Raw genomic sequence first — 25699 nt, forward strand, 5'->3', positions numbered from 1 at the left:
TATACTCTTGCGCTGCGTCCTGGCAATTTTTTGCTGAAAAATGGGGGTTATGATAATGCAAATCATCTCTCACGGCACCTGCTTGCTGGCGGAATCGAGATAAATTAGTCAAATAGAGAATAATGCATGGCGATTTGGGGAAAAGTGCTGGGGGCATTTTTTGGCTTCCTGCTCGGTGGTCCTTTCGGATTATTGTTAGGTCTGTTTTTGGGGCATAAGTTCGATAAGGCAAGACAAAACGTTTCCTTGGGCGGTGGTTTTCAGGGGCAGAACCAGCAAGCGCGTCAACAGGCTTACTTTCATGCCACTTTTGCAGTCATGGGACATGTTGCCAAAGCCAAAGGGCAGGTGACACAAAATGAAATCCGTCTTGCGACAGAGCTTATGGATCGTATGGGTCTGCATGGTGAAGCCAGACGGCAAGCACAAGATGCATTCCGTGAAGGTAAAGACGCAACATTTCCATTGGAAGACACATTAGCGTCGGTTCGTCGTAACTGTGGTGGCCGGTTTGACCTGCTCCAGTTCTTCCTCGAGGTGCAAATTCAGGCCGCGTATGCCGATGGTTCCATGCACCCCAGCGAGCGTCAGGTGCTTTACACCATTGCGAGCACTCTAGGTTTTTCCCGCCAGCAACTAGAGCGACGCTTGGCGATGCAGGAAGCCGCTTACCAGTTTTATCAACAACAGGGTGGCCAGCATCAAGGTCAACAACAGTGGCAACAAGGTTTTGGCGGGCCCAATATCGCTGACGCCTACAAATTTTGGGTGTTGATGAAGATGCCAACGCCCAGACGGTTAAACGTGCTCATAGAAAGCTGATGAATGAGCACCATCCGGATAAGCTGGCGGCGAAAGGTCTACCACCCGAGATGATGGAGATGGCAAAACAAAAAGCGCAGGAAATTCAGGCAGCGTACGATCTGATCAAAAAAGAAAAGGGCTTTAAATAAGCCCTTACACGAGATTCTGTGGTTTACCGTCGATAAAGGCATTCAGGTTGTCGGTAAGTTGATTAGCCAGTGTCTGGATGCTGGAATCGCTGCCCCAAGCGACGTGAGGGGTCAGGATTAAGTTCGGCATACCTGCATGCGCCAACAATGGGTTGCTGGTTGTAGCGGGCTCTTCAGTAAATACATCCACACCTGCCCCAGCAATTTCACCTTTCTTAAGTGCTTCAACCAAAGCCATTTCATCCACCAAGCCACCGCGACCTGTGTTGATCAAAATCGACGTAGACTTCATTTGAGCAAGTTCTTCAGCGCCAATTAGATTTCGGGTCGCATCGCTGAACGGACAATGCAGAGTCAGGATATCGGCCTGTTCCAGCACATCCTCGAATGAAGCATACCCTTCGCGGACGGATGTTGCGCCTTTTCTCTCTGATCGAATCACCTTCATGCCGACGGCTTTAGCGAGTATCGCTACTGCCTGTCCTAAACTGCCTGATCCTATGACCCCTAGCGTTGCGCCTGCAATATCACCGATAGGATGAGTGAAGAAGCAAAATTGGTTCCTCTCTTTCCAAACACCCAGCTCAATGTCCCTGTGGTAGGCATTGAGGTTTCTTCTCAGGGCAAAAGCGAGCGCGATGACATGTTCTGGCACGGAGCGGGTGGCATAACCACGGATATTACAAACAGGAAGGTTGTTGGCTTTGCACCAGCTGACATCGACATTGTTATAGCCTGTCGCGGCCACGGCAATCAGCTTGAGCGATGGGAGTTGCGCCAGTAACTCGCCGCTGAGGATAACCTTGTTGGTGACAACAATGGTGGCGTCTTTGAGTCTATCTAATACTTCTTCGGGTGATGTTTCTTCGAAGCTTTCCCATTGGTGAGGAAAAGAGGGCGAGGGAATACGGATATGAGAGGGGATAGTGGTGCTATCCAGAAAGACAATCTTTTCCATGGCGGGCTTCCTTTTTCCGCCAGTGTAAAGCCGAACTGTTGATTACTTCAACAGTTCCGGGTCAGCTTTGATGCCTCGTCGTACCAGCGTGTCACCCGGCGCACCACTGTAAAAATCGCATGGCGCAGACAAATGCATAGGCTCTCCCGAACCTGGATGCAGGAAGCAAAGTTCACCAGCGTGAAGTTGCAGTCTCGGTGAGTATTTCAGTGCCTGTGGATGAGCATAAAACTCGTCGCCGACAATCGGGTGTTCTAGCGCCAGCATGTGCACACGAAGCTGGTGGGAGCGGCCTGTGATTGGCAGAAGGCGCACCAGCGAGGTTTTCTTCTCCCGCTTAATCACTTCGTAGTCTGTTACTGACGGCTTTCCGTTTTCGAAACACACCATTTGCTTAGGACGGTTTGGCCAGTCACAGATCAATGGCAGGTCGATGCGGCCCTCATCCTTCTCAACACTACCCCACACGCGTGCGTAATAGAGCTTGTGGGTCACACGCTCACGGAATTGGGCTTTCAGGTGACGTTCTGCCTCTTTATGTTTGGCAAACACAATCAGGCCAGAGGTCGACATATCGAGTCGGTGAACCAGTTCAGCGTCAGGATATTCCGCCTTGATACGTGACCATGCACTGTCGTAATGCGCAGGGTCACGTCCCGGGTTAGTCAGAAGACCACTCGGTTTATTGATGGCAATGATGTCGTCATCCTGATAGATAACATCCAACCAAGGATCCGTTGGCGGGTTATAGATAAAGTCGCTCATGGCTTTACTCGAAAAGGAACTGCTCGAAGTTTAGACGGGCGGCAGTTTAGCATGCTGCTGAGGAAAGAGAAGTCCGGTAAAAGAAAGGCACCGCCGAAGCAGTGCCTTGCCTTTGGGCTAGCTCAGATTACTGATGGCTGACCACGATCACACGCAGTGCATCCAGATTTACCTGTGCCTGATTGATGTAGCTGCGAAGCTCACCCATTTGGGTTTCAATCGCTTCCAGCTCATCGTCACGGATGTTCGGGTTCACGGCTTTCAGTGCCTGAAGGCGATCCAGCTCGGCACGAAGCTTGGCTGTCATCTCGGCTTCTGCGGCTTCTTTGACCACGGCCAGTTGTTTGTCAGCCAGCGGGTCGCCCATTTCGATCAAACCATGAATTTGGGTTTGAACAGAAGAAACCAGCTTACTTGCCAGATGGCGGTTCACCGGGCTCAGTTGTCGGTGGAAGCCTTCGAACTCAACCTGTGTCGCCAGATCGTTGCCTTTTGCATCCAGAAGCACACGGATTGGGGTCGCTGGGAGGAACTGGTGAATGCCTGAGCTCTTTGGTGCCTGTGCATCTGCGACGTACAGCAACTCAAGGAACAGAGTACCGACTGGTAGCGCCTTGTTTTTCAGAAGGGAAACCGCAGTGGTGCCCACATCTTCAGAAAGCAGCAGATCAATACCGCCTTGGATCATTGGGTGTTCCCAACTGATAAAGTGCAGGTCTTCACGGGACAGCGCAGTTTCACGGTCAAAGGTGATGGTACAGCCTTCGCTTGGCAGGCCAGGGTAGCTCGATACCAACATGTGCTCTGAAGGCGTCACGACAATGGCATTCTCGCCTTTGTCGTCCTGATTCAGACCAACGGTATCAAACAGGCCTAACGCGAAGGTCACCAGATTGGTGTCGCCGTCATGGGAGGCGATGGTTTCTGCCAGCGCCTTGGCACTGTCTCCGCCATTGGAGTGCATCTCCAGCAGACGGTCTCGGCCTTTTTCAAGCTCTGCTTTCAGCCTATGGTGCATCTCGGCGCTGGTTTCAACCAGCGTATCCAGAGATTCATCCAGACTGCCTTTCGCCAGCAGTTGCAGCAAATCTTCCTGAACGTGTTCAAAGACAGCGCGGCCCGTCGGACAGGTTTCTTCAAAGGCATTGAGGCCTTCGTTGTACCAGCGCGCCAGCAGTGCCTGCGACGTGCCTTCCATGAATGGGACGTGAATTTCGATGTCACGCTTCTGGCCGATACGGTCCAGACGACCGATACGTTGCTCCAATAGGTCAGGGTTCATCGGTAAGTCGAACATCACCAATTGGTTAGCAAACTGGAAGTTCCGGCCTTCTGAGCCGATTTCAGAACAGATCAGCACTTGTGCACCAGCTTCATCCTGTGCGAAGTAAGCGGCTGCTTTATCGCGTTCCAGAATCGACATGCCTTCGTGGAAAACAGTACCGCGGATACCTTCACGTTCGCGAAGTGCTTGCTCCAGCGACAATGCAGTCTGTGCGCGTGAACAGATCACCAGCACTTTTTCCTGACGGTTGGATTTGAGTAAATCCAGCAGCCAGTCAATACGTGGGTCGAAGCCCCACCAGGAGGCGTTTTCACCTTCAAATTGCTGGTAAATATCTTCAGGGTACAGCCATTGAACCGCTTTTTGCTCGATAGACTGGCTGCTACCGCCCATCATGGCGGCAACACGCATCGAGGTCTGGTACTGGCTTGGCAACGCTAACGGGTACAGGTTCAAATGGCGTTGCGGGAAGCCCTGAATCGCCGCTCGGGTATTACGGAACAGCACGCGGCCTGTACCGTGGCGGTCCATCAGGTTATCTATCAGCTCGTTACGAGCGTCACGGCGTTGGTCGTCGTCGACATCACCTGCTTCGACAATACGCAGTAGCGGCTCAACATCCTGCTCGGAAAGAAGTTCGGTAATGCTGTTTTTCGCTTCATTGCTTAGCTTGTCTTCAGACAATAACTGGCTCACTGCGTCTGCAACCGGGGCATATTGGGTTTCTTCTTCCACAAACGCCTGGTAGTCATAGAAACGGTCTGGGTCGAGAAGACGCAGACGGGCAAAATGACTCTCGTGACCAAGCTGTTCTGGGGTTGCCGTCAGCAGTAACACGCCTGGGGTGTTTTCAGCGATGCCTTCAATCACCTGATACTCGCGGCTGGCTTTTTCTTCGCTCCACTCAAGGTGGTGCGCCTCGTCGACGACCAGCAGATCCCATTCGCCTTCGGCGGCTTGCTCAGCACGTTTACGGCTTTTACGCAGGAAGTCCAGTGAACACAGAACCAGCTGTGCGGTATCAAACGGGTTATCCGCATCCGCAAACGCTTCGATGCAGCGCTCTTCGTCGAAAATGGAGAAGTGCAAATTGAAGCGACGAAGCATCTCAACCAGCCACTGGTGTTGGAGGGTTTCCGGCACAACCACCAAAACGCGGGACGCACGGCCAGACAGCACCTGCTGGTGGATGATCATGCCAGCTTCAATGGTTTTACCCAGACCTACTTCGTCAGCCAGCAATACGCGTGGCGCGTGACGGCGACCCACTTCATGGGCAATGAAAAGCTGGTGAGGGATCAAACCTGCGCGCATACCACACAGGCCGCGCATCGGACTCTTGTGCTGTTCGTACTGGTTCTTCAGAGCGCGGTAGCGCAGTGCAAATCGGTCCATACGATCGATTTGACCGGCAAACAGCTTGTCCTGCGGGCGGTTAAAACGGATTTGGTGACTCAGGAAAATCTCGCGGAGCAGAGTGTTTTCTTCGCCCGTGTCGGTGCGTGTACCCACATAGGTCAGCACGCCGCCTTCCTCTTCAACACGTTCAACGGTCAGAAACCAGCCTTCATGACTTTCAATGGTATCGCCTACGTTAAACATTACGCGCGTGATGGGCGCGTCGTTATTGGCGTAGAGTCGATTTTCTTCACTGGCTGGGAACATCAAGGTCACAGTACGCGCATCAAGCGCAACAACGGTACCCAGACCCAGGTCACTTTCGGTATCGCTGATCCAACGTTGTCCGAGGGCGTAAGACATAGGGGAGAAACCTCTGGTTAAAGCTGACACAAATTGGAGATGACGTGCCTCATGCGAACTACAGTGTAGGCCATGATGCGCACGGAGAAAAAGGTTGCCAATGGTACTCGAACTTGTGAGCAGGGTCACGGCGAATGTTGGAAATTTGGCGGTCGTAACAAACAAGTAACAAATTCGTGAAAATGTGGCGTAGTCGACGGGTAAACACTGAAATATGTCTTACGATTAAGATTATGCAGACACAGACTTTTTAGCGTAGTGGCTGTATTTACCCGATTACCGTGGCACGCGGTTTGCTTGCGGGATCAGGGGAAACTCGTGGGGCTCCCACAAGCCTATGCAACCAAGGAGGTGCCTATGGGCGATGCCGATCGGAAATTCTTTGTGCTGGACACCAACATCCTGCTTCATGAACCTTTCGCCATCTATTCCTTTCAAGAACATGACGTGGTCATTCCCATGACCGTCCTCGAAGAGCTCGACCGGATCAAAGACAGCAAGCGGGACGTCTCCCGTGACGCACGTGTCGCGATTCGCGCCCTCGAAGATATCTTTAAAGACGCCACCCCAGACCAGATTGCCGAAGGCATTATTGTCGGCAAAGAAGGCAGCACGGGGACCGTCTCCATTTTTGCAGACTACGAGATTAAGGAAACCGTTCAGGCGTTTGCCGACAAAGCGGGAGACAACCGTATTCTTAATGCGGTGCTGCACCTGCAGGCTAAACGCTCGCCAAGAACCGTGGTACTGGTCACCAAAGACATCAATATGCGCCTGCGTGCGAAAGGGGCTGGCGTACTGTTTGTTGAAGACTACCGTACCGACCAGCTGATTGATGATGTCAGCCTGCTGACCAAAGGCTTCCAGGTCTTTGAAGGCGGCTTCTGGGACAAAGTCGGTCAGGTGGAAACGGAAAACAGCGGCCGCACTACCTTACACACTTTGCCGCGTGAACTCGCCGATACGACCTTCGTGAACCAGTATCTGCTGGACGAAGGTGACGATTTCGCGGGACGTGTGGTGGGGTTAACTGACACGGAAATGACCGTTAAGGACATCAGCCGTGAACGTTTGATGCACCGCGAAGCCTGGGGAGTACGCCCGAAAAATATCTATCAGGGAATGGCAATGGATGCATTGCTCGACCCGAATGTGGATCTGGTGATCCTGACTGGCCCTGCGGGTTGTGGTAAAACCATCCTCGCCATGGCAGCTGCTCTTGAGCAGGTGGTCGAAAAAGGCATGTATGACAAGATCATCGTGACCCGAAACACGCCGGAAATTGCTGAGTCTATCGGTTTCCTTCCTGGCACCGAAGAAGAGAAAATGCTGCCCTGGTTAGGTGCAGTGACCGATACGTTGGAAGCGCTGCACAAAAATGATGAGTGTGCAGATGGCTCGATGCGTTACATCATGGATAAAGCCAATATCCAGTTTAAATCTATCAACTTTATGCGTGGCCGCTCCATCCAGAATGCCTTTGTGATTTTGGATGAGTGTCAAAACCTCACCGCATCACAGTTGAAGACCATCATCACCCGTTGTGGTGAAGGAACGAAAATCGTTTGCTCCGGTAACCTGGCGCAAATAGACAGTCCATATCTGACCCCTGTGACATCAGGGCTGACGTACATTGTGGAAAGATTTAAGAACTTTGAAGGCAGTGCCTGTGTTTACCTCAATGGTGTGGTGCGCAGCCGTCTCGCAGAGTTTGCTGAAGAAAACCTCTAACCGGAACCGAATTGAAAAAGGCTGCCCTTTGGCAGCTTTTTTTTTGGGGCTATGCCCAGCGATGTTCCGTAAATAAATCGTCGTCATTGTTGCCCGCCGTGAAGCTGTTCTGTGACTGCTTATTGGCGCGCATACGGGTTGAGGCGATACGAACTAACTTTTCACCACTTTCACCATCATAGGGATAGCAGGCAATCCCGGAACTGAATTTTACGGGTACCACTTGCTGGTCGATGTAAAGCAGGCTGAGCTGAAGCGTTTTCTGCAATTGTTGCAGCTTGCGTTGTGCCTGACTGCTGTCACTTAAATCAAACAGGACCGCAAATTCTCCCCCGCCCAAACGAGCGCACAGTGTTTGGCTAGAAAGCTGAAGCCTAAGCTGAGTAGCCAGATGTTTAATCGCCATGTCACCGACATCTTGCCCATAGCTTTCATTGATTTGCTTGAGGTGATCAATATCTAACACGGCGACCACGTAAGGTGATGGAGAAAATCGCTTATCACTCAACGCCGTGAAAAATTGATGACGGGTCTTGGTGCCAGTCAGTGGATCATTTTGGGTTGCAGTTTCCAGTTTTTGCTTTGAATCTTTCAGCGCTTTTACCGCAGACTTAAGCTCTTCGGTGCGGTGCTTGAGTAGACGGTGGTACAGAAACAAACCGACAGTCAACAGCACCATAGAACCGAGAAAGATAAGGTATTGCGCGGTTTTGTTTAGCCAAGGTAGTGCCAGGTGAAGTTTGTTCTGAGGTAGCCACTTATCATAGATGGCCTGCAAGTCAGACGGGTCAATGTTGTTCAACCCTCGCTCGACCTTTGCGATGGTTGATTTGGAATCCTTACTGACAGCGAAATGCATCGGGAAAGAATAGAGTTTCTGGCGTGATGTGAATTGGCCGCTGTTGCCGGTATGGCGCATGTCGTATAGCGCAGTGCTGTAGTCATCAATAAATACATCGACTTCGCCACGGTAGGCGGCGTCATTCAACGAGCCAAATGTCGGGAAAAGGCGGATGTTTTTTTCTGGAATTCGGGAAATCAGAAAAGCGTGTTTAGTGCTGTCTTTGACGGTGCCGACGATGGCGGAGTCGAGCGAATCAAGCCCTTCAAATGAGCGATCTTTTTGCGCAAATAGGTGAACATTATAGTGATTTAGCGGAAGTTCGCGGGAAAAAGCCAGAGTTTTAGCGCGATCGCCAGTATAACCTAATCCACCATGTATCACGTTCGGTGTCGAACGGGCGTACTCCAGTGATTCACTCCAGGGCTTGAGTTCAAAGGTGACATCAACATTGTTGGCTTTGCCATAGAGGCGCCAAAAATCCACCATGATTCCGTCGGGTTGACCAAAGCGGTTGATGAATGAGAAGGGTTGCCAGGTCGAAGAGCCAGTAATGATCAGCTTTTTGGTTTCAGCAAATGAGAATGGCGAAAACGAAAAGAGTACTGACGTCAGCAAAAGTGCGGTGAGCTGGCGAATACTGGGCATAAGAGAACTCGGGTACATCAACCTGTCTAGATTATCTGACGGGATTATACGCAACCCTTTGCGTTGTGTGAAACGATTAATCAGATTTCTGTCAATCGTTAATATGATGTGAAAATTGAACTTGCATCCCAAAAAGAAAAGCCGCCTTATGTGGCGGCTTATTGAACAGTGTGATGGTTAAAACAGTTCGACATCATCCTCGGGCACAAGCTCTTGCAGCTCACCAGCGGCGATTAAATCTTCGTAGAAGGCGACTTGGTTTCGACCATTTTGCTTCGCTTTATAGAGTGCTTGGTCAGCGAAACCCAATACAGTAATAGCATTCAGCTCCTGATCACTGATGGCCGCAGCTCCCATAGAAATTGACACTTCCTTGGCTTGGCCATAATCGCGTTTGTTGACGGTCTCCAGAAAGTTTCTCACCGTGGCTTCCATCTGTTCACGAGGCTGTGGATGCATAATCACTACAAATTCATCACCACCATAGCGGAACAGAATATCTTCCTCGTCGAATGACTGCTTCATCATCGCAGTGATAAGCAGTAGCACTTCGTCGCCAAATACGTGACCAAGTGCATCGTTGATTTGCTTGAAGTGGTCAACATCGAAAATACACACCCAGTGATGATGGGTAGGGTCATCAGTAATGCTAGTGCCCTGAATCAAAAAGCGATCGAGCAAGAGATCGATTTTGGTCGTCAATACTTTGCGGTTGTAGAGACCTGTCAGGCCGTCACGTTCGCTGGCTGAAATGATCTTCTGGTAGTTCTCGTATATCTTCGCGAGTCCTTCAATGAGTTGTACTTCATCGCCTTTGAGCTCGTCGGCTTTGCAGAACACGACTGCGTGGATGTCATTGTTTTCACCGTAACGGATGGGGACGGCTAGCAAGGATTGATTATCATCCTTACTGTATTCCACCACGTTCTCGCCAATGATCACGCAGTTGCGAAGTACCCGCTCGATGGCGTCTTTCTCTTCTTCGAACAAGAAGATGTCTGAACACGCGACAACCATGAACTCCGGGCTTGCTTCCGCATTGTAGTCCAACACCAATACCTGGTTAGCCGGTGTTAGCTGCAAAACAGTCGTAATAAGGCTTTCGGAAATGGTATCGGACTCTGTCTGGGCTGTAATATCGACCACCGAGTCCAGTACATCGATACTGGTAACAGTCACAATCGCATCTCTCTTATGGGTTGAGTGTCTTAAAAATAAGTATAGATGCGGTTAGTTGATGCGCAATATTTCACCACGGCACATCAACTAAGATTATGAAAGATAAGATTTTATGACTTCTGGTGGCGCGCTAAGTTCTTCAATGTCAGCGTGATAAACCACTTTTCCGCCATCAATAAACAACACTTTATCGGCGATGGTGATGGCATCTTCTGGATGATGGGTCACCATCAAAATGGTGGTTCCTGTTGTTTTGGCAAGTTGCTGAACTTCCAAAAGCATATCCCGTCGAAGGGAAGGATCCAGCGCCGAAAATGGCTCATCAAGCAAAAGCAGAGGGCGGTTACGGACGAGACACCTTGCCAACGCCACCCGCTGTTTCTGGCCACCAGACAGTTCACCAGGCTGACGGTTTAGGTAACCTTCTAATCCTACCTTGGTGGCGGCTTCCTCAACACGAGCTTTGTCTTCAGCGCTCAGAGAGAGTTTGGGACTGATACCCAACGCAATATTGTCAAACGCACTCAGGTGACTGAACAAATTGTGTTCCTGGAAAAGAATAGAGAGGGGGCGATCATGCGATGGCTTTTGTGTGAAGTTGTCATCATTAAAGCTCACCGAGCCTCCTTGAGGCGGCAAAAGCCCGCACAGCAAAGAGAGCAGAGTACTTTTTCCTGCACCGCTGGGACCTAAAATGGCGGTGATGCTGCCAGGCGCTGCTTCAAAAGAGAAACTTAGCGTTTCAGACTGGTATTGATAATTGAGCTCACTGACGCGCAGCATAACGTTTTCCTGAAATAACTTTTTCGATGAGGGCGTAACTGCCGAGGCTGAGTGCAAACAGAATTAGCGATGCCGCAGCAGCCGCATCCATTTGATAGCTCCCCATTAGGTGGAACAGGTACAAAGGCAGGGTTTGGAAATCTTGACTGCCGACCAAAGCAATCGCACCAAGATCGCCAGTTGAAAGCACAAAACTGATACCGACAGCACGGGCAATCGGTGCCTTTAGAGCACGCCATTCAATGAGCTTGAGGCGGTTGATTCCTTTTACACCGAGGCTATTGCACAGGTTCTGATATTGCTGCGAAAGTTGGAAAGCGGGTGTGCTTAAAGTTTTCACCACATAAGGCAACGCCATCAATGTATTGACTGCGAGAACCAGCCAATAAGGTGAACTAAACACATCGATGTGCTCGCGCAGCATCAGAAATAGACCCGTGCTGAGGACCACGCTGGGTACCACCAGGATCAATGAAGCGGTCATCTCAATGCTATCTGCACGCCGGCTTGCGCCACATAAACGCCAAAAGCGGCTAGTGAGCACAATGGCACTGCCAAGTACAAAAGCGCTAAACGCAGCTCCTGCTGCCAATGATAGGGAGTTGGCAGTCGCCTGCCAAAGCGCTGCGCTTGTTAGTACATTCAGCGCGCTGGGGTTGATACCACTAAGGGCCACCATCAGAAGGGGAGGAATGACAAAAAGTACCGCGAGGACAATCCATGCGATGTCCCAGATTTTCTCAGCAGTGCTGTCGAGTCTTGGTGGAAGCACAATATGGCTGTCCTTTCCTTGTTGGGAAACAGGACGCGTCAGTCGCTGGATGGCGAGGTGGAAAAGGCCACAAAGCAGCAATTGCCAGAGTGCCAGCAGCGCACCTGTCTGCAAATCAAAATCAAAGCGGATAGCCTGATAGATAGCAAGCTCAATGGTTGTTGCGCCTGGACCTCCACCCAGAGCCATTACAGTCGCAAAGCTCGTAAAGCAGAGCATAAAGACCAAACCAATCACATGTGGCAATTGCTGCCGAAGGTAAGGCCATTCCAATAGGCGGAAGCGATGCCATCCGCGCATTCCGAGTTGTAGCGCAAGTCTTTGTTGATCAGTTGGAACCCGTTCTAACACCTGGAACAGAAGCTGAGTGGCAAATGGCATATTAAAGAAAACGTGTGCCAGCAAAATGCCAGAAAGGCCATAGATGTTGACGTCCCAGTTTATGCCAAGCAAAGGAAGCCAATCTGACAGTAATCCTCTTTTTCCGTAAATCGCCAGAATACCGAACACGCCAACCAGCACAGGCAGGACCAGCGTCATGGAAAATAATTTCAGTAATAAGCGCTTGCCAGGAAAATGTCGACGCGAGAGCGCATGGGCAACAGGAATGGCTAAACCGACAGACAGCAGTGTTGAGAGCAAAGCCTGTTTGATGCTGAATTCCGTCACATGCTGCAAATATGGGTCGTGCCAGAGGGAGGCAATATCCAGAGACGGTGCCTGACTGAGCAAAGAAAACAAAGCGGCGCTAATCAGCACCGTGATGATTGACGCCGACAGGATGCCGGGCCAGGTTCTGGAAGGGTTCAACACGTAATTATTTTACCAGGGCCGATTGCCATTCACGAATCCAGGTGCGGCGGTTGTCAGCCACTTTCTCAGGTGCGAACTGCAGGCTATTCTCTGGAACAGAGAGTGTTTCGAAGCCTTTTGGCAGTTCAACGCCAGTGACTGGGTACATCCATTGACCAGTTGGTACCGCATTTTGGAAGCCGTCACTCAGGATGAATTGCATAAACTGATCGGCCAGTTCCTGTCTTTCTGAACTTTTCACTTTGGCTGCCACTTCTACTTGCATGTAGTGGCCTTCTTCAAAGGCAGCGCTGCTGAAGTTAGGGTTTTCTTCCGCAATCAAGTGATAAGCAGGAGATGTGGTGTAAGACAGTACCATGTCTGATTCGCCATTCAGGAACATGCTGTAAGCTTCAGACCAGCCTTTGGTGACGGTAACGGTTTTCTCTGCCAGTTGCTGCCAGGCACCCGTAACATCATCGCCGTAGACGGATTTCATCCACAGCATCAGGCCTTGGCCAGGTGTTGAAGTGCGAGGATCCTGATAGATGACAGAGATGTCATCACGCTTCTCAACCAGCTCTTTCAAACTCTTCGGCGGGTTTTCCAGTTTGGTTTTATCGTAAACAAACGCGAAGTAGCCGTAGTCATAAGGAACGAAGGTTTCGTTGTTCCAACCATTTGGTAGAGTCACAGATTTGGTGTCCACACTGTGCTTTGCCAGCAGGCCGGTCTTTTCAGCTTCAGTCATTAGGTTGGTATCTAAGCCCAGAATGACGTCAGCTTTGCTGTTTTTTCCCTCTAGACGCAGGCGATTAAGGATGGTTACGCCATCTTCCAGAGCCACGAGGTTCAGGGTGCAGTGGCATTCTGCTTCGAAGGCTTTTTTAACCGCTGGGCCCGGACCCCAGTCAGCGGCAAAAGAGTCGTAAGTGTATACCGTCAGGGTATCAGTAGAGTGTGCCAGCGCAGGACCAGCCATGGTCATTGCCAACATCAGAGCAGAAATAGAATATTTCATCAGTGCCTCACGTCAATGTGCGGCGAGGGTGAGGTCATTGAGCGGGTCAGCTTTGGACATCTCATTCCTACGCCAGCATTATCTGGTTCAGGTACATGGGTTTAGCGTTCGCAATCTCAGCCGACGAAGTCAGCACCCCACGAGATGTCTTTCATTGTAATCATCACACTGATGATTACCAATCCTTCTTATGGTTGATTCAAAGACCAGTCGTAATCGTATTTGATTTTACCGCTCCAACCTTCGAGTTTGGTGCCGTCGCGATACCGGTCGATTGCTTTAAGGATCTCCTGCTCGTTGTCGCCAAAGTCATCACCATACCACTCGTAGATCGAGGACAGAGTCAAAGTATTACCGTCAATGCTGGCGCCTTTATTGCTGTTGGTGAACTGCTTGGCTGCTGCTTCCAATAGCGCTTCACTGTTATCTGCGGAAAACGCGGTCGTAGCGAGGTTAGGGCAACCCAAGCTGGCACAATTGACCGCATAGTGAATGCGTGAGTCATTCCAAATCGGGCGAAGAATACGGTGCTCAATGTCATTGAGCGTCAATGATTGCCCAGCGATTTTGGCAACATCATCATCCCAAGGACCAAAACTTAAAAAGCCACCCAGTTTAGTAATTGATTTTACAGGGTACTCGTCGAGAATAAGTTGAACAGTCAGCGCATTGTATAGATTTACCCAGTAAGCAAACTGTTCAGCCTTACTGTAATTACGAGGATCCAGAGCAGTCAGATTAGTCAGGTATTGACTGAGTAAGGTCTTATCAGCCGGACTGACTGCGCTGTAATTGAAAAGGTTGTGCTGGCCTTTTTCGAGAAGGTACTTGTCTAGGATTTTCTGCCAATGGCCATGATCAAACGAAGCAGAGTTAGACTCGTTACTCTTATCCCAAATAGGCCAGAGGTCGCTTTTGGGTGCAGCCAAAGCCTGGCTGCTCAAAAATAAAAAGGCGGCGCAAATGGTTAAAATAGTTCGCATGATCTTTTCCCTAAAGAGTCGTTCTAAAGCCTTTACCCAAACAACCTGAAGATGCAGGATTCAGCAAGATTGACTGACGTTGTGATCGCGGCGTTCCTTTGCAGGTGTAGTCACCTCCATCAAAAAGGAACAACAAAGAGCACGACTTCAGTCAACTTGCCCGAAGGGAGGCCCTCAATGCGCCCACTTCTTCGTTAAATTCCACGGAAATAGAACCACTATTCCTCGTAGAATTTGCCTCGAATTGAACGCATTGATGACCTCTGAATGCGAGTATCTTCAGGTCGTTTGGGTATAGACCTTTTAATCCATCATTTTCTTTCTGATACGACAAAAAAAGCCGACTCGATGAGCCGGCTTGTTGATACTTTGCCTGCGATCACGACAAAAATGCTGGGATCTTACTTTCGTATTCTGCGATCTTTTCTTCGTGTTGCAGCGTCAAACCGATGCTGTCTAGGCCATTCAGCAAGCAGTGACGGCGGAACTCGTCGATTTCGAACGAGTAAGATTTACCACCCGCTGAAACGGTTTGCGCTTCCAGATCCAACGCGATCTCCGCGCCTTCATTGGCTTCCACAAACTTAAACAGTTCGTCGACTTCTGCTTCAGTCAGCTTAACCGGTACCATCTGGTTATTGATGGAGTTACCGTAGAAGATGTCCGCAAAGCTTGGCGCGATCATCACTTTGAAGCCGAAATCAGCCAGTGCCCAAGGTGCGTGTTCGCGTGAAGACCCACAACCAAAGTTCTCGCGTGCCAGTAGCACACTAGCGCCTTTGTAACGCGCTTGGTTTAGTACGAACTCTGGGTTGTCCTGCTGACCTGCATCGTCCAGAAAACGCCAGTCGTGAAACAGGTGCTTACCAAAACCGGTGCGGGTCACTTTCTGCAAAAATTGCTTTGGAATGATGGCGTCAGTATCGACGTTTGCTGCGTCCAGCGGCGCCACCAAGCCTGTGTGTTGTTTAATTCCTGACATGGTGGGCTCCTTATAAGCTGTTTACGTCAACGAAGTGACCGGCAACGGCTGCAGCTGCTGCCATCGCTGGGCTCACCAAATGAGTGCGGCCTTCGCGACCCTGACGGCCTTCGAAGTTACGGTTACTGGTGGATGCACAGCGCTCTTTTGGCCCAAGGCGGTCATTGTTCATCGCCAGACACATAGAGCAACCTGGCAGACGCCATTCAAAGCCTGCTTCGACGAAAATCTTGTCCAGACCCTCTTGCTCTGCTTGCGCTTTGACCTGCTCAGAACCAGGCACCACCAGCGCCTGAACGCCTGCAGCCACTTTACGGCCTTTGGCGACAGCCGCTGCGGCGCGCATGTCTTCTATACGTGAGTTGGTGCAAGAGCCGATAAACACTTTATCGATGGTGATGTCAGTGATTTTCTGGCCAGCTTTGATGCCCATGTAGCGAAGCGCACGCTCTGCAGAGTGACGCTCGATAGGGTCACTAAAGCTTTCCGGTGCTGGAACCACATCGTTCACACCCACAACCTGACCTGGGTTGGTGCCCCAAGTGACCTGGTTAGAGATGTCTGCTGCTTCCAACGTGACGATGGTGTCGAACTCAGCGTCAGCGTCAGTTTTCAGGCTGTTCCAGTATTCAACAGCTGCATCCCAGTCTGCACCAGTTGGCGAGAACTTGCGGCCTTGCAGGTATTCAAAGGTAGTTTGATCCGGCGCAACCAGACCCGCTTTCGCGCCGAGCTCGATCGCCATGTTACAGACCGTCATGCGGCCTTCCATGGTCAAGTCTTCAATCGCTTGACCACAGAACTCAACCACGTGACCAGTACCACCTGCGTGGCCGACTTTGCCGATGATCGCGAGAACGATATCTTTCGCGGTCACGCCTTCAGCGACCTTGCCTTTGACCTCAATTTTCATGGTCTTGGCACGGCCTTGCTTCAGGGTTTGAGTCGCCAGTACGTGTTCAACTTCAGAGGTACCGATACCGAACGCCAGCGCGCCAAACGCGCCGTGGGTCGCGGTGTGGGAGTCGCCACAAACAATGGTGGTGCCCGGCAAAGTAATACCCAGCTCAGGACCCATGACGTGAACGATGCCCTGATAAGGGTGGTTCAAATCGTAAAGGGTAACGCCGAACTCTTCACAGTTCTTTGCCAGCGTTTCCATCTGAATTTTTGCCATCTCGCCCGAGGCGTTGATGTCTTTGGTCTCAGTAGAAACGTTGTGATCCATGGTCGCGAAGGTTTTAGAAACCTGACGCACCTTACGACCATGTTGACGCAGGCCATCAAATGCCTGAGGGGAGGTCACTTCGTGGACCAAGTGACGGTCGATATACAGCAACGGGGTTTCTCCCGGTGCTTCTACGACGATATGCGCGTCGTAGATTTTTTCGTAAAGGGTTTTCGCTGACATTGCCCTGTCTTCCTTAATAATTATGTGCTTCCAGTGCGCTTAGGCTTCGCTTACATACGCTGCAATCTTATCACCCATTTCGGATGTGGTCAGCGGGGTCGCATCGCCAGCCAGATCAGCCGTTAGCTCGCCGGCTTCCAGTGCTTGGCTGACCGCAGCTTCGATAGCGCGTGCAGCGTCTTCTTCGCCAAGGCTGTAGCGCAGCATCAGAGCGGCAGACAGGATTTGCGCCACTGGGTTGGCAATGTTCTTACCTGCGATATCCGGTGCAGAACCACCTGCTGGCTCGTACAGGCCAAACTTGCTGTCGTTGAGGCTAGCTGAAGGCAGCATGCCCATGGAGCCAGTGATCATTGCGCACTCATCAGAGATGATGTCACCGAAGATATTTGAACAAAGCATCACGTCAAACTGTGCAGGGTCTTTAATCAACTGCATGGTCGCGTTGTCGATGTAGATGTGTGACAGCTCAACATCTGGGTAGTCTTTCGCGATTTCTTCGACCACTTCGCGCCACAAGATAGAGCTTTGCAATACGTTCGCTTTATCTACTGACATCACCTTCTTGCGGCGAAGACGTGCAGACTCAAACGCGATGCGCGCAATACGCTCGATTTCATAGCGGTAGTAAACTTCCGTGTCGAACGCTTTCTCTTCTGCACCTGAACCTTCACGGCCTTTAGGCTGACCAAAGTAGATACCACCAGTCAGCTCACGTACCACTACGATGTCAAAACCGCGCTCAGAGATATCCGCGCGAAGTGGTGAGAAAGCTTCCAGGCCGGCATGAATTTGCGCCGGACGCAGGTTACAGAACAGTTGGAAATGCTTACGCAGTGGCAGCAGCGCACCACGCTCTGGCTGTTCATTCGGTGGCAAGTGTTCCCACTTTGGGCCACCTACTGAACCAAACAGCACCGCATCAGCGGCTTCACAGCCTTTGAGGGTTGCGTCTGGCAGCGGGGTGCCATGGTTGTCGATGGCGATACCACCGACATCGTATTCAGTTTTCTCAAAGCTAATGCCAAATTTAGCGCTTACGGCATCAAGAACTTTGTGGGCTTGTTGCATCACTTCCGGGCCAATACCGTCTCCCGGTAGAACGGCAATCTTATAGGTGCCTGCCATGGTTACACTGTCTCCATTTTTAATGTTGCTTGTTCTTTTATTTGCGCGATGCGGTCAGCGCGGTAAATGCTGTTAATCACGTGCAGCAATGCCTGACCAGAGGCTTCAATAATGTCTGTTGAGACGCCCGTACCGTGGTACTTGCGACCTTTGTAATTTGCGATAATGTCTGCCTGACCCAAGCCATCTTCACCTTCACCTTTGGCGGTCAGGTCAAACTTGTCCAGCACGATGTCATAGCCGGTAATGCGGTAAATGACCTGATACAGCGCATCAACCGGGCCGTTACCAATCGCAGCGTCGCTGACTTCCTCGTCGCCGCACTGCAGGCTGACAGTTGTGGTTGCCATCACGCTGCCACTTTGTACGCTCAGATACTTCAGCTTGTAGAAGTCATCTTCTTCCTGCAGGTTGTTGAAGAACATCAAAGCTTCCAGATCGTAATCGAAAACCTGACCTTTGCGGTCTGCCAGTTTCAAGAAAGATTCGTACAAGTTGTCCAGGTTGTAGTCGTCGTCACTGTAGCCCATGGTGTCCATGTGGCTCTTGACCGCAGCGCGGCCTGAACGGCTGGTCAGGTTCAATGCTTTCTGACCCAGACCAATCGACTCTGGCGTCATGATTTCGTAAGTGTTCTTGTTCTTCAGCATGCCATCTTGGTGAATACCTGAGCTATGGCTGAATGCGTTGGTGCCGACAATCGCTTTGTTGGACTGAATAGGCATATTACACAGCTGGCTAACCATCTTACTGGTGCGGCTGATTTCTTTGTGATTGATACCTGTTTCCACGCCTAACAACTCGCCGCGGGTTTTGATGATCATCGCAATCTCTTCCAGCGCACAGTTACCGGCACGTTCACCGATACCGTTGATGGTGCCTTCAATCTGGCGCGCACCTGCTTGAACTGCAGCAATCGAGTTGGCGACCGACATGCCCAAGTCATCGTGACAGTGAACCGAAATTACTGCTTTGTCGATGTTTGGTACGCGGTTGAACAGAGTTTCGATGATGCCACCGAACTCACCCGGTACGGTGTAACCCACAGTATCGGGAATGTTCACCGTGGTTGCACCGGCTTTGATGGCTTCTTCCACCATGCGGCACAGGTTATCAATCGGCGTACGGCCTGCATCTTCACAGGAGAATTCCACGTCATCTGTATAACGACGAGCGCGTTTGACGGCACTCACACCCATTTCAACAACCTGGTCGTAGCTACGGCGCAGTTTATCCTGAACGTGAATAGTAGAAGTGGAAAGGAAAGTGTGGATACGAAACGCTTCAGCAACTTTGAGGGATTCAGCAGCGACGTCGATGTCTTTATCGACGGCACGGGACAAAGCACAAATACGGCTATTCTTGACCGATTTAGCGATCGTCTGGACGGATTCAAAATCACCCGGGCTTGAAACAGGGAAGCCAGCTTCAATCACATCCACACCCAGACGCTCCAGCGCCAGTGCAATCTGCAACTTCTCTTTTACAGTCAAACTGGCGGACAGCGCTTGTTCGCCGTCGCGTAAAGTGGTGTCAAATATGATGACTTGGTCTTTCATGGTCGTTCCCTCATGTGCCGTTATTAGGTTGTACTCCGCACCTTTGGCAGGTCATACAAAAAACCCGCGCCTTGGCGCGGGTTTCGTGTGTCAGGTGAAAACTGTTTTCAATCCATGACCTACCCGCGCGAACAATTCACGAGAAGTAGAAGGTCTAGAAGGAAAATGCGTTTCATCATTTGTAACAGTTCTCTAAAGATGTCTGCACAAATGAATACCAAACAGCTTACTAAAGCGTCAATATCAAATTAGAAAATAACAAGAAAGCGTCACTCATAATGTTAACTGTGGTTTAAAAAACTGCTTTTTAAGTAAAAAACCAGAGTATTCATCTGTGGTTATTTTTTAAGCGGAAATTCATCACAATCCTATGATCTAGGGAATTAAATTGTGCGAAAAGAGACCAAACAGGGAGTAGTATAAATTCAACGCTGATGAATTACGGATGATGCCATGACCAAAAAGCCGGGTCGACCATTGGGAGGCTCTGATGCCAGAGCTGCGCTGATCAGTGAAGCCCAACGCTTTTTCCACAAACAACCCTACCACAAGGTGTCGACGCGCCGTATTGCAGAAAATGCCGGTGTCGACGTGGCGATGATCCGCTATTACTTTGGCAATAAAGCAGGCTTGTTTGAGGCCATGGTCAGAGAGACAGCGGCGCCGATGATCACCCGAATGCGTCAGGCGGTGGAAGAAGGGAAAATTGAAAGCCTCAATGATGTCGTCACAACGTTTTACCGCGAGATGTCGACAGGACCTAATCTACCCACGCTGATCTTCCGCAGCATGATGCTGGATGAAGACGATCAGCAGCGACAGGTGGTCGAAAAGCTGTTTCAGGACATTCTTTTGCCCCTTCACCAATTACTCTTTCAGCGTCTACAGGAAAAAGGCGCTTTGAGAAAAGACATCGATCCGGAATTGGCGCGAATGAGCTTCTCAAGCTTGATGGTGTTTCCATTTATCATTCCCACGGCGCTCGCTGACATTCAAGGGATCACCATGGACAGCGCTTTTCTGGAAAAACTCGCCAAACACAACGCCGCACTGCTGCAACACGGAATTTTCAAGGTTCAGGGAGACAACACACTATGACACTTCGCCGTAAACTGCTTTTCTTTCCCGCCTTGGCTGTCGGTATCGCGGTGCTTTTCATTGCGATAAGCAGCAGACCTGATGTGCCTGTTAAGCCCGCGCAGTCTAAAGCACGGGCAGTGGATGTCATCACCTTGCAGCAATCTGATATCGCCCCTGTGGTCACAGGTTTCGGCCGTGTCACGCCGAAGCTCACCTGGCAGGCTATTGCAGAAGTGAACGGCAAAGTGATTTACCGCAATCCTGCTTTGGAAAAAGGACGAGTGCTGCCTTCAGGTACTGAGCTTTTGCGCATCGACCCGACTGACTATCAACTGGCGGTTGCACAGGCTCAGGCAGACGTCAGTGTTAGGGAAGCGCGTTTGGCGAAACTGGAGTTGGATGAATCCAATCTGAAAACCACGCTGGCGATAGAGAAGCGAAGACTGGCGTTAAGCCGAGACGAACTGACCCGTCAAAAGAACCTGCGCCAGAAAGGGTTAACCTCTCAGTCAGACTTAGATAATGAACAGCAAGCTTTCCTTTCTCAGCAAACTCGTGTTCAGGACCTGGAGGCTCAGCTAAAAGTTCTGCCGGACGAAAAACGTATTACCGAGGCGGAACTTGAAGCAAGCAATTTGGCCCTTGAGCAGGCACAGCGAAATCTCGATAAAACCCAAATCGTTTTGCCCGTCGACAGCCGTATTGCGGAAGTAAACATCGAACGTGATCAGGTTGTTACGCCGCAGCAAGTAATGGTGATTGCCCATGGACTTGGTGCGGTAGAGGTGGATGCGCAGGTCTCCATTCATGACATGCAGACCGTTTTCGACACCTTAAACGGCGAGCAAAACGAGGGTTTTGCCGAGAAACTGCATCAGCTTAACGCGAGTGTGAACCTTTCCAGCGGGAGCTTTAAAGAGGAATGGCCTGCCAAGGTGGCGCGTCTCAGTGATACGGTCAGCCTGAATCAGGCGACGGTCGGCGTTATCCTCGAAATTGCACTGGGCGAAGAGCAAACCCAAGGGATTGCTGCCCAGCCAAGCCTGGTGAATGGCATGTTTGTTAAAGCGACGATTGAAGGAAAACCCGTTTCCCACTGGGTGATCCCAGAGCGTGCCCTTCGTGGCGACAAGATCTACCTGATGGAAGACGGTGTGTTGAAAGTGATGCCGGTTACCATTTTGTTCAGGCGCGGAGAGAGCGTTGCGATCGCTGGGGAGCTGAAAGCGGGTCAGCAGTTGGTGCTGAACGATCTTCTACCCGCCGTGCCAGGAATGGAACTTCGCGCGGTGACCCTAAACGGTGACGTGATAGAAAACAATGCGGTGAGCGGGGAGGCATCATGATCCGTTTTTTCGCCCGCCACCCGACTGCCGCTAACTTGCTGATGCTAACGTTGATCCTTCTTGGATTAACGTCACTGCCACAACTCAAGCGCGAAACCTTTCCTGAATTTGCGCCGCCTTTTATTCTCGCCACGGTAGTGTATCCCGGCGCCAGCCCGGAGCAGGTAGAGCAAAACATCTGTCTGTTGATGGAAGACGCGGTAGACGGTCTTTCCAACATCGTTGAAACCCGCTGTGAGGCAGTGGAAGGTTCGGCGGGGTTAGTGGTGAAGCTCGATGCCCAAGCTGATATCTCCCGCATGCTGGTGGACATCCAAACCCAAATCAATGCCATCAACAACTTCCCGAGCGATATTGAGCCGCCAGTGGTGCGTGAGCTTGATTGGAATGAACCGGTGGTAGATGTAGCGATTGCTGCTGATACCGATTGGGTGGGGCTCAAAGCCTACGCAGAGGATCTCAAACAGGCACTTAAACGTGATTACGATGTCCCCTTGGTCAGTGTGGCGGGCTTCTCGGGCAAGCAAATCCGCATCGAAGTGCGAGAGAGTGCACTTCGCCAGCTAGGGTTAAGTGTTTCTGATATTGCCGCTCAGGTCAGTGCGCAGAACATTAACCTCCCTAGCGGTAACGTTGAGCTTGATAACAAGAGCCTGCTGATACGCTTTGACGAAAGACGGATTGCCGCTGACACATTGGGGCAAATCGTGGTTGCCGCAGACAGCGACGGCGGCGTGATTCGTCTGCAGGATATCGCCACTCTGACCGAGCGCTTTGAGCTGGATGAACAGCAGGTGTGGTTTGATGGCAAACCTTCGGCGCTGCTTAAAATCAGCAAAAACAAAGCTGACGATGCCCTTCGCATTAAAGAAAAAGTCGCGCAGTTTGTTGATGACGAACGGACCCGTACCCCAAATGGCGTGACGCTCAACCTTACCAACGATTTCTCGTCGCTGCTTTGGGATCGCCTGACCATGATGACCCGCAATGCCTGGCAAGGGGTGATCCTGGTATTTGGCGTGATGTGGATGTTCTTTTCGCTGCGCTATTCATTCTGGGTAGCAGCAGGCTTGCCCGTTGCCTTCCTCGGCAGCTTCTTTTTGATGGCGCAACTTGGGCTTTCCATCAACATCATGTCGCTGGTCGCACTCTTAATGGCTATCGGTATCATGATGGATGACGCCATTGTGATATCCGAATCCATCGCCTCACATATCGATCGGGGGCAAAAACTTGAAGATGCCGTGGTCAACGGGGTCAAGAAGGTACTTCCCGGCGTGGTGTCTTCTTATCTCACGACGGTGTGTATATTCGGGAGTCTGATCTTCTTGCAAGGGGAAATGGGAGCGGTGCTCCGGGTGGTGCCTATGGTGTTGATCCTGGTGCTCACACTCAGTCTTGTCGAAGCCTTCCTTATTCTGCCGCATCACTTGCAGCATTCACTGGCGAAAGCCAAAGCGCCAAAGCCAGATTTGGCTTTTAAACGCATCTTTCTCGAGAAGTTTGAAGCTTTCCGCGCAGGCAAACTGGCGGAGTTGGTCACCAGTGCCGTGAAATGGCGTTATCCCTTTGTGGGAGGGGTGATAGCCATGCTTTTGATTTCAGTTTCACTGCTGGCATCCGGTCAACTGCGGTTTGTCGGCTTTCCCGAGCTCGATGGGGATATTGCGGAGGCCCGCGTCATTTTGCCCCCCGGCTCATCACTGGCGCAAACTGAGGCTGTCGTCTCAACACTGGTTGCCTCAGCCAAACGAGTGGGTGAGCGATTAAGTGAAGAAAATGAAAATGGTCAGCCTTTGGTGGAGCACATCACCGAGCAATTCAACTTCAACGCCGATGCCGATGAGAGTGGTCAGCATATTGCAACGGTGAGGCTTGATTTGTTGAGTGCGGAGATCCGCAACACCTTGATTGATGACTTCATCTCAGATTGGGAAAAAGAAACCGGCGTGCTGACCGATCCTATTTCGATGGTGTTCAAGCAGCCCGCGTTTGGACCGGGTGGACGCGACTTTGATATCCGCTTGCAACATGACGATTTGAACGAGTTGAAACAAGCCTCGGTCGCCATCCAGCAGTTTATCAGCCAGTTTCAGGGCGTATCAGGGGTGCTCGATGACATGCGCCCCGGTAAAGAAGAAGTGAAAGTGACGCTGCGTCCCGGTGCGGAAGCCTTTGGCATCAACGGCCAGTTAATTGCCCGTCAGCTTCGCGCCGCGTACTTTGGTCAAACGGCAGATGAAATTCAGGTTGGCCCTGAAAGCATTGAGATAGATGTACGCCTCGACAGTGATGATGCCGCCAGCCTTCAAAGCTTTGCCAACTTCCCGATTGTGTTGCCGGATGGCAGTCAGGTGCCGCTTTCTACCGCCGCAGAGCTCAATTATCAACGTAACTTCGTGCGTATCCAGCGCATTGATGGCATGCGAACGCTGAGTGTTTATGGCGATGTGGTGCAAAGCCAGGTCAGTATCGGTGATGTGTTGGCGCAATTAAAACGCGATGTGATCCCAGGGCTGGAAACGAAGTATCCGGGGCTACGCGTGTTGTTTGAAGGCCAGAGTCAGGACTCTGCGGAAACTGGCCGCTCCATGGGGATTGGCTTTGCTCTGGGATTGTTCGGTATCTTCGTGATCCTGAGTTATCAATTCCGCAGCTATCTCGAGCCCTTTGTGGTCTTGATTGCCATTCCACTTGCCTTAATTGGTGTGCTGTGGGGGCATTGGCTGCTGGGGCATCCGCTCAGTATGCCAAGCCTGATGGGGTTCGTTTCGCTGGCAGGAGTGGTGGTGAATGACTCCATCTTGCTGGTGCAATATATCCGTCACCACTTGGATGAAGAAGAAGATATTTATGATGCCGTGGTGCGTGCCAGTCAGGAACGTTTCCGCGCTGTCTTTCTGACGTCGTTGACCACGGCGGCAGGCTTGTTGCCGCTTTTGTTGGAAACCAGTTTGCAGGCTCAGGTAGTGAAACCCTTGGTGATTTCCATCGTGTTCGGGATTTTCACATCGACACTGCTGGTGCTGTTTATGATCCCGGCTGCGTACGCCATATTGGCGGACTTCGGCAAAGTGAAAAAGCACGAGTCTCTGCACGGAGATTTTGCTTAAAAGTTCATCAACTCGTCTGCAAAGCGTCACGGAATTGTCATTCCCGATTCCTAATCTGAAACGGTAACGTGAAGAATTGGAGCTGATGAATGCGGAGCCTCGTCGCTATTCAAAGGGTGGACAATGCCGTGTCCACCCTTTGTCTTAATCACCGTTTCAGTGCAGATATCGCACGGATTTTCCGTTGGGTCTCTAAAAGTGGAGACGGTCACCTTTATGCGGCGATAGGCGTATTGCTTGCGCTTTTTGGCGGTATGCAGGGTCTACACTTCCTGATCGTCGGTCTGATGGCGTTTGCCATAGAAGTCCCCCTTTTTATATGGCTGAAAAGACGTTTCCGCCGAGCAAGACCACAACACCTTCCAGCATTTATTACGCCGTCTGATCTCTACAGTATGCCTTCCGGACACACGGCGGCAGCGTTTGTGATGGCGGCATTGCTGAGTCACTTCTATCCCGAATTCAGCCATGTCTACTGGGGATGGGCTGCTGCGATTGGCGCTTCCCGTGTATTGCTTGGTGTTCACTTCATTACCGATGTTATCGTCGGTGCCTTGCTTGGATTGGCCTGCGCGTCATTAGCTTTGATGGCCTGACTAGCGGAAAAT

At 51.0% G+C, this 25699-nt stretch carries 18 protein-coding genes, 1 pseudogene and 1 riboswitch; of the genes and pseudogenes, 6 read left to right on the forward strand and 13 right to left on the reverse strand.

Translation table 11 applies throughout. The annotated features are described in order from the left end of the window. Positions 1 to 126: 126 nt before the first annotated feature. A pseudogene (djlA, locus tag G5S52_RS15915) lies at positions 127 to 953 on the forward strand (co-chaperone DjlA). A 4-nt stretch (positions 954 to 957) separates the two neighbouring features. Here djlA and G5S52_RS15920 read toward each other — a convergent pair. The 3 genes from G5S52_RS15920 to rapA all read right to left on the reverse strand — a co-directional run bounded on the left by G5S52_RS15920 (position 958) and on the right by rapA (position 5722). After that, positions 958 to 1911: a D-2-hydroxyacid dehydrogenase gene (locus G5S52_RS15920; RefSeq protein WP_165015745.1), complete on the reverse strand. Its 954-nt coding sequence runs from the start codon at positions 1909 to 1911 to the stop codon at positions 958 to 960. Between the two features lie 42 nt (positions 1912 to 1953). Beyond that, complete coding sequence (rluA, locus tag G5S52_RS15925) at positions 1954 to 2676, reverse strand: bifunctional tRNA pseudouridine(32) synthase/23S rRNA pseudouridine(746) synthase RluA (RefSeq protein ID WP_165015748.1); 723 nt, start codon at positions 2674 to 2676, stop codon at positions 1954 to 1956. Positions 2677 to 2803: 127 nt separating this feature from the next. Next, positions 2804 to 5722, reverse strand: coding sequence for an RNA polymerase-associated protein RapA (gene rapA / locus G5S52_RS15930; protein WP_165015751.1), 2919 nt, complete (start codon positions 5720 to 5722; stop codon positions 2804 to 2806). Between the two features lie 357 nt (positions 5723 to 6079). On the opposite strand from rapA, the gene G5S52_RS15935 reads away from it, so the two are divergent. Next, positions 6080 to 7453 carry a PhoH family protein gene (locus G5S52_RS15935; protein WP_165015754.1) on the forward strand — a complete coding sequence of 458 codons (1374 nt, stop codon included), beginning with the start codon at positions 6080 to 6082 and terminating at the stop codon, positions 7451 to 7453. 49 nt (positions 7454 to 7502) lie between these two features. Here G5S52_RS15935 and G5S52_RS15940 read toward each other — a convergent pair whose 3' ends face one another. The 10 genes from G5S52_RS15940 to leuA all read right to left on the reverse strand — a co-directional run bounded on the left by G5S52_RS15940 (position 7503) and on the right by leuA (position 19552). After that, positions 7503 to 8942, reverse strand: coding sequence for a transporter substrate-binding domain-containing diguanylate cyclase (locus G5S52_RS15940; protein ID WP_165015757.1), 1440 nt, complete (start codon positions 8940 to 8942; stop codon positions 7503 to 7505). Positions 8943 to 9119: 177 nt separating this feature from the next. Next, the gene (locus G5S52_RS15945) at positions 9120 to 10121 is read right to left on the reverse strand and encodes a GGDEF domain-containing protein (protein WP_165015760.1); all 1002 of its coding nucleotides are present in this window, start codon (positions 10119 to 10121) and stop codon (positions 9120 to 9122) included. Positions 10122 to 10214: 93 nt separating this feature from the next. Further along, a complete protein-coding gene (gene thiQ, locus G5S52_RS15950; protein ID WP_165015763.1) occupies positions 10215 to 10904 on the reverse strand; it encodes a thiamine ABC transporter ATP-binding protein in 690 nt (229 codons plus the stop codon). Next, positions 10888 to 12489 (reverse strand): thiamine/thiamine pyrophosphate ABC transporter permease, encoded by a 1602-nt coding sequence (thiP, locus tag G5S52_RS15955; RefSeq protein WP_165015766.1) that lies wholly within the window; start codon positions 12487 to 12489, stop codon positions 10888 to 10890. The genes thiQ and thiP overlap by 17 nt, the downstream gene beginning before the upstream one ends. A 4-nt stretch (positions 12490 to 12493) precedes the next feature. Then, positions 12494 to 13465, reverse strand: coding sequence for a thiamine ABC transporter substrate binding subunit (thiB, locus tag G5S52_RS15960; RefSeq protein ID WP_438590725.1), 972 nt, complete (start codon positions 13463 to 13465; stop codon positions 12494 to 12496). 71 nt (positions 13466 to 13536) lie between these two features. Next, a riboswitch (TPP riboswitch) is annotated at positions 13537 to 13639 on the reverse strand. 38 nt (positions 13640 to 13677) lie between these two features. Further along, positions 13678 to 14472: a DUF547 domain-containing protein gene (locus tag G5S52_RS15965; protein WP_165015772.1), complete on the reverse strand. Its 795-nt coding sequence runs from the start codon at positions 14470 to 14472 to the stop codon at positions 13678 to 13680. Between the two features lie 379 nt (positions 14473 to 14851). Continuing rightward, complete coding sequence (leuD, locus tag G5S52_RS15970; protein ID WP_165015775.1) at positions 14852 to 15454, reverse strand: 3-isopropylmalate dehydratase small subunit; 603 nt, start codon at positions 15452 to 15454, stop codon at positions 14852 to 14854. 10 nt (positions 15455 to 15464) lie between these two features. Next, on the reverse strand, positions 15465 to 16865 hold the full coding sequence (leuC, locus tag G5S52_RS15975; RefSeq protein ID WP_165015778.1) for a 3-isopropylmalate dehydratase large subunit: 1401 nt from the start codon (positions 16863 to 16865) through the stop codon (positions 15465 to 15467). 39 nt (positions 16866 to 16904) lie between these two features. After that, entirely contained in the window at positions 16905 to 17993 is a 1089-nt protein-coding gene (gene leuB / locus G5S52_RS15980; protein ID WP_165015781.1) for a 3-isopropylmalate dehydrogenase, read from the reverse strand. Positions 17994 to 17995: 2 nt separating this feature from the next. Further along, the gene (gene leuA / locus G5S52_RS15985; RefSeq protein ID WP_165015784.1) at positions 17996 to 19552 is read right to left on the reverse strand and encodes a 2-isopropylmalate synthase; all 1557 of its coding nucleotides are present in this window, start codon (positions 19550 to 19552) and stop codon (positions 17996 to 17998) included. Between the two features lie 453 nt (positions 19553 to 20005). On the opposite strand from leuA, the gene G5S52_RS15990 reads away from it, so the two are divergent. The 4 genes from G5S52_RS15990 (at position 20006) to G5S52_RS16005 (ending at position 25687) form a co-directional block, all read left to right on the forward strand. Next, positions 20006 to 20650, forward strand: coding sequence for a TetR/AcrR family transcriptional regulator (locus tag G5S52_RS15990; RefSeq protein ID WP_165015787.1), 645 nt, complete (start codon positions 20006 to 20008; stop codon positions 20648 to 20650). Next, positions 20647 to 21978: an efflux RND transporter periplasmic adaptor subunit gene (locus G5S52_RS15995; protein ID WP_165015790.1), complete on the forward strand. Its 1332-nt coding sequence runs from the start codon at positions 20647 to 20649 to the stop codon at positions 21976 to 21978. The genes G5S52_RS15990 and G5S52_RS15995 overlap by 4 nt, the downstream gene beginning before the upstream one ends. After that, positions 21975 to 25091 (forward strand): efflux RND transporter permease subunit, encoded by a 3117-nt coding sequence (locus tag G5S52_RS16000; protein WP_165015793.1) that lies wholly within the window; start codon positions 21975 to 21977, stop codon positions 25089 to 25091. Before G5S52_RS15995 ends, G5S52_RS16000 begins: the two co-directional genes overlap by 4 nt. Before the next feature lie 89 nt (positions 25092 to 25180). After that, complete coding sequence (locus G5S52_RS16005; protein WP_165015796.1) at positions 25181 to 25687, forward strand: phosphatase PAP2 family protein; 507 nt, start codon at positions 25181 to 25183, stop codon at positions 25685 to 25687. The last annotated feature ends 12 nt before the right edge of the window (positions 25688 to 25699 follow it).

This window comes from Grimontia sedimenti, assembly GCF_011045095.1.
Taxonomy (GTDB): domain Bacteria; phylum Pseudomonadota; class Gammaproteobacteria; order Enterobacterales; family Vibrionaceae; genus Enterovibrio; species Enterovibrio sedimenti.

Bases quoted from the DNA above. Each gene is read 5' to 3' on its own strand.
- G5S52_RS15920 (WP_165015745.1), bottom strand. From the start codon at position 1,911: ATGGAAAAGATTGTCTTTCTGGATAGCACCACTATCCCCTCTCATATC.
- rluA (WP_165015748.1), bottom strand. From the start codon at position 2,676: ATGAGCGACTTTATCTATAACCCGCCAACGGATCCTTGGTTGGATGTT.
- rapA (WP_165015751.1), bottom strand. From the start codon at position 5,722: ATGTCTTACGCCCTCGGACAACGTTGGATCAGCGATACCGAAAGTGAC.
- G5S52_RS15935 (WP_165015754.1), top strand. From the start codon at position 6,080: ATGGGCGATGCCGATCGGAAATTCTTTGTGCTGGACACCAACATCCTG.
- G5S52_RS15940 (WP_165015757.1), bottom strand. From the start codon at position 8,942: ATGCCCAGTATTCGCCAGCTCACCGCACTTTTGCTGACGTCAGTACTC.
- thiQ (WP_165015763.1), bottom strand. From the start codon at position 10,904: ATGCTGCGCGTCAGTGAGCTCAATTATCAATACCAGTCTGAAACGCTA.
- thiB (WP_438590725.1), bottom strand. From the start codon at position 13,465: ATGTTGGCAATGACCATGGCTGGTCCTGCGCTGGCACACTCTACTGAT.
- G5S52_RS15965 (WP_165015772.1), bottom strand. From the start codon at position 14,472: ATGCGAACTATTTTAACCATTTGCGCCGCCTTTTTATTTTTGAGCAGC.
- leuD (WP_165015775.1), bottom strand. From the start codon at position 15,454: ATGTCAGGAATTAAACAACACACAGGCTTGGTGGCGCCGCTGGACGCA.
- leuC (WP_165015778.1), bottom strand. From the start codon at position 16,865: ATGTCAGCGAAAACCCTTTACGAAAAAATCTACGACGCGCATATCGTC.
- leuB (WP_165015781.1), bottom strand. From the start codon at position 17,993: ATGGCAGGCACCTATAAGATTGCCGTTCTACCGGGAGACGGTATTGGC.
- leuA (WP_165015784.1), bottom strand. From the start codon at position 19,552: ATGAAAGACCAAGTCATCATATTTGACACCACTTTACGCGACGGCGAA.
- G5S52_RS15990 (WP_165015787.1), top strand. From the start codon at position 20,006: ATGACCAAAAAGCCGGGTCGACCATTGGGAGGCTCTGATGCCAGAGCT.
- G5S52_RS15995 (WP_165015790.1), top strand. From the start codon at position 20,647: ATGACACTTCGCCGTAAACTGCTTTTCTTTCCCGCCTTGGCTGTCGGT.
- G5S52_RS16000 (WP_165015793.1), top strand. From the start codon at position 21,975: ATGATCCGTTTTTTCGCCCGCCACCCGACTGCCGCTAACTTGCTGATG.
- G5S52_RS16005 (WP_165015796.1), top strand. From the start codon at position 25,181: ATGCGGAGCCTCGTCGCTATTCAAAGGGTGGACAATGCCGTGTCCACC.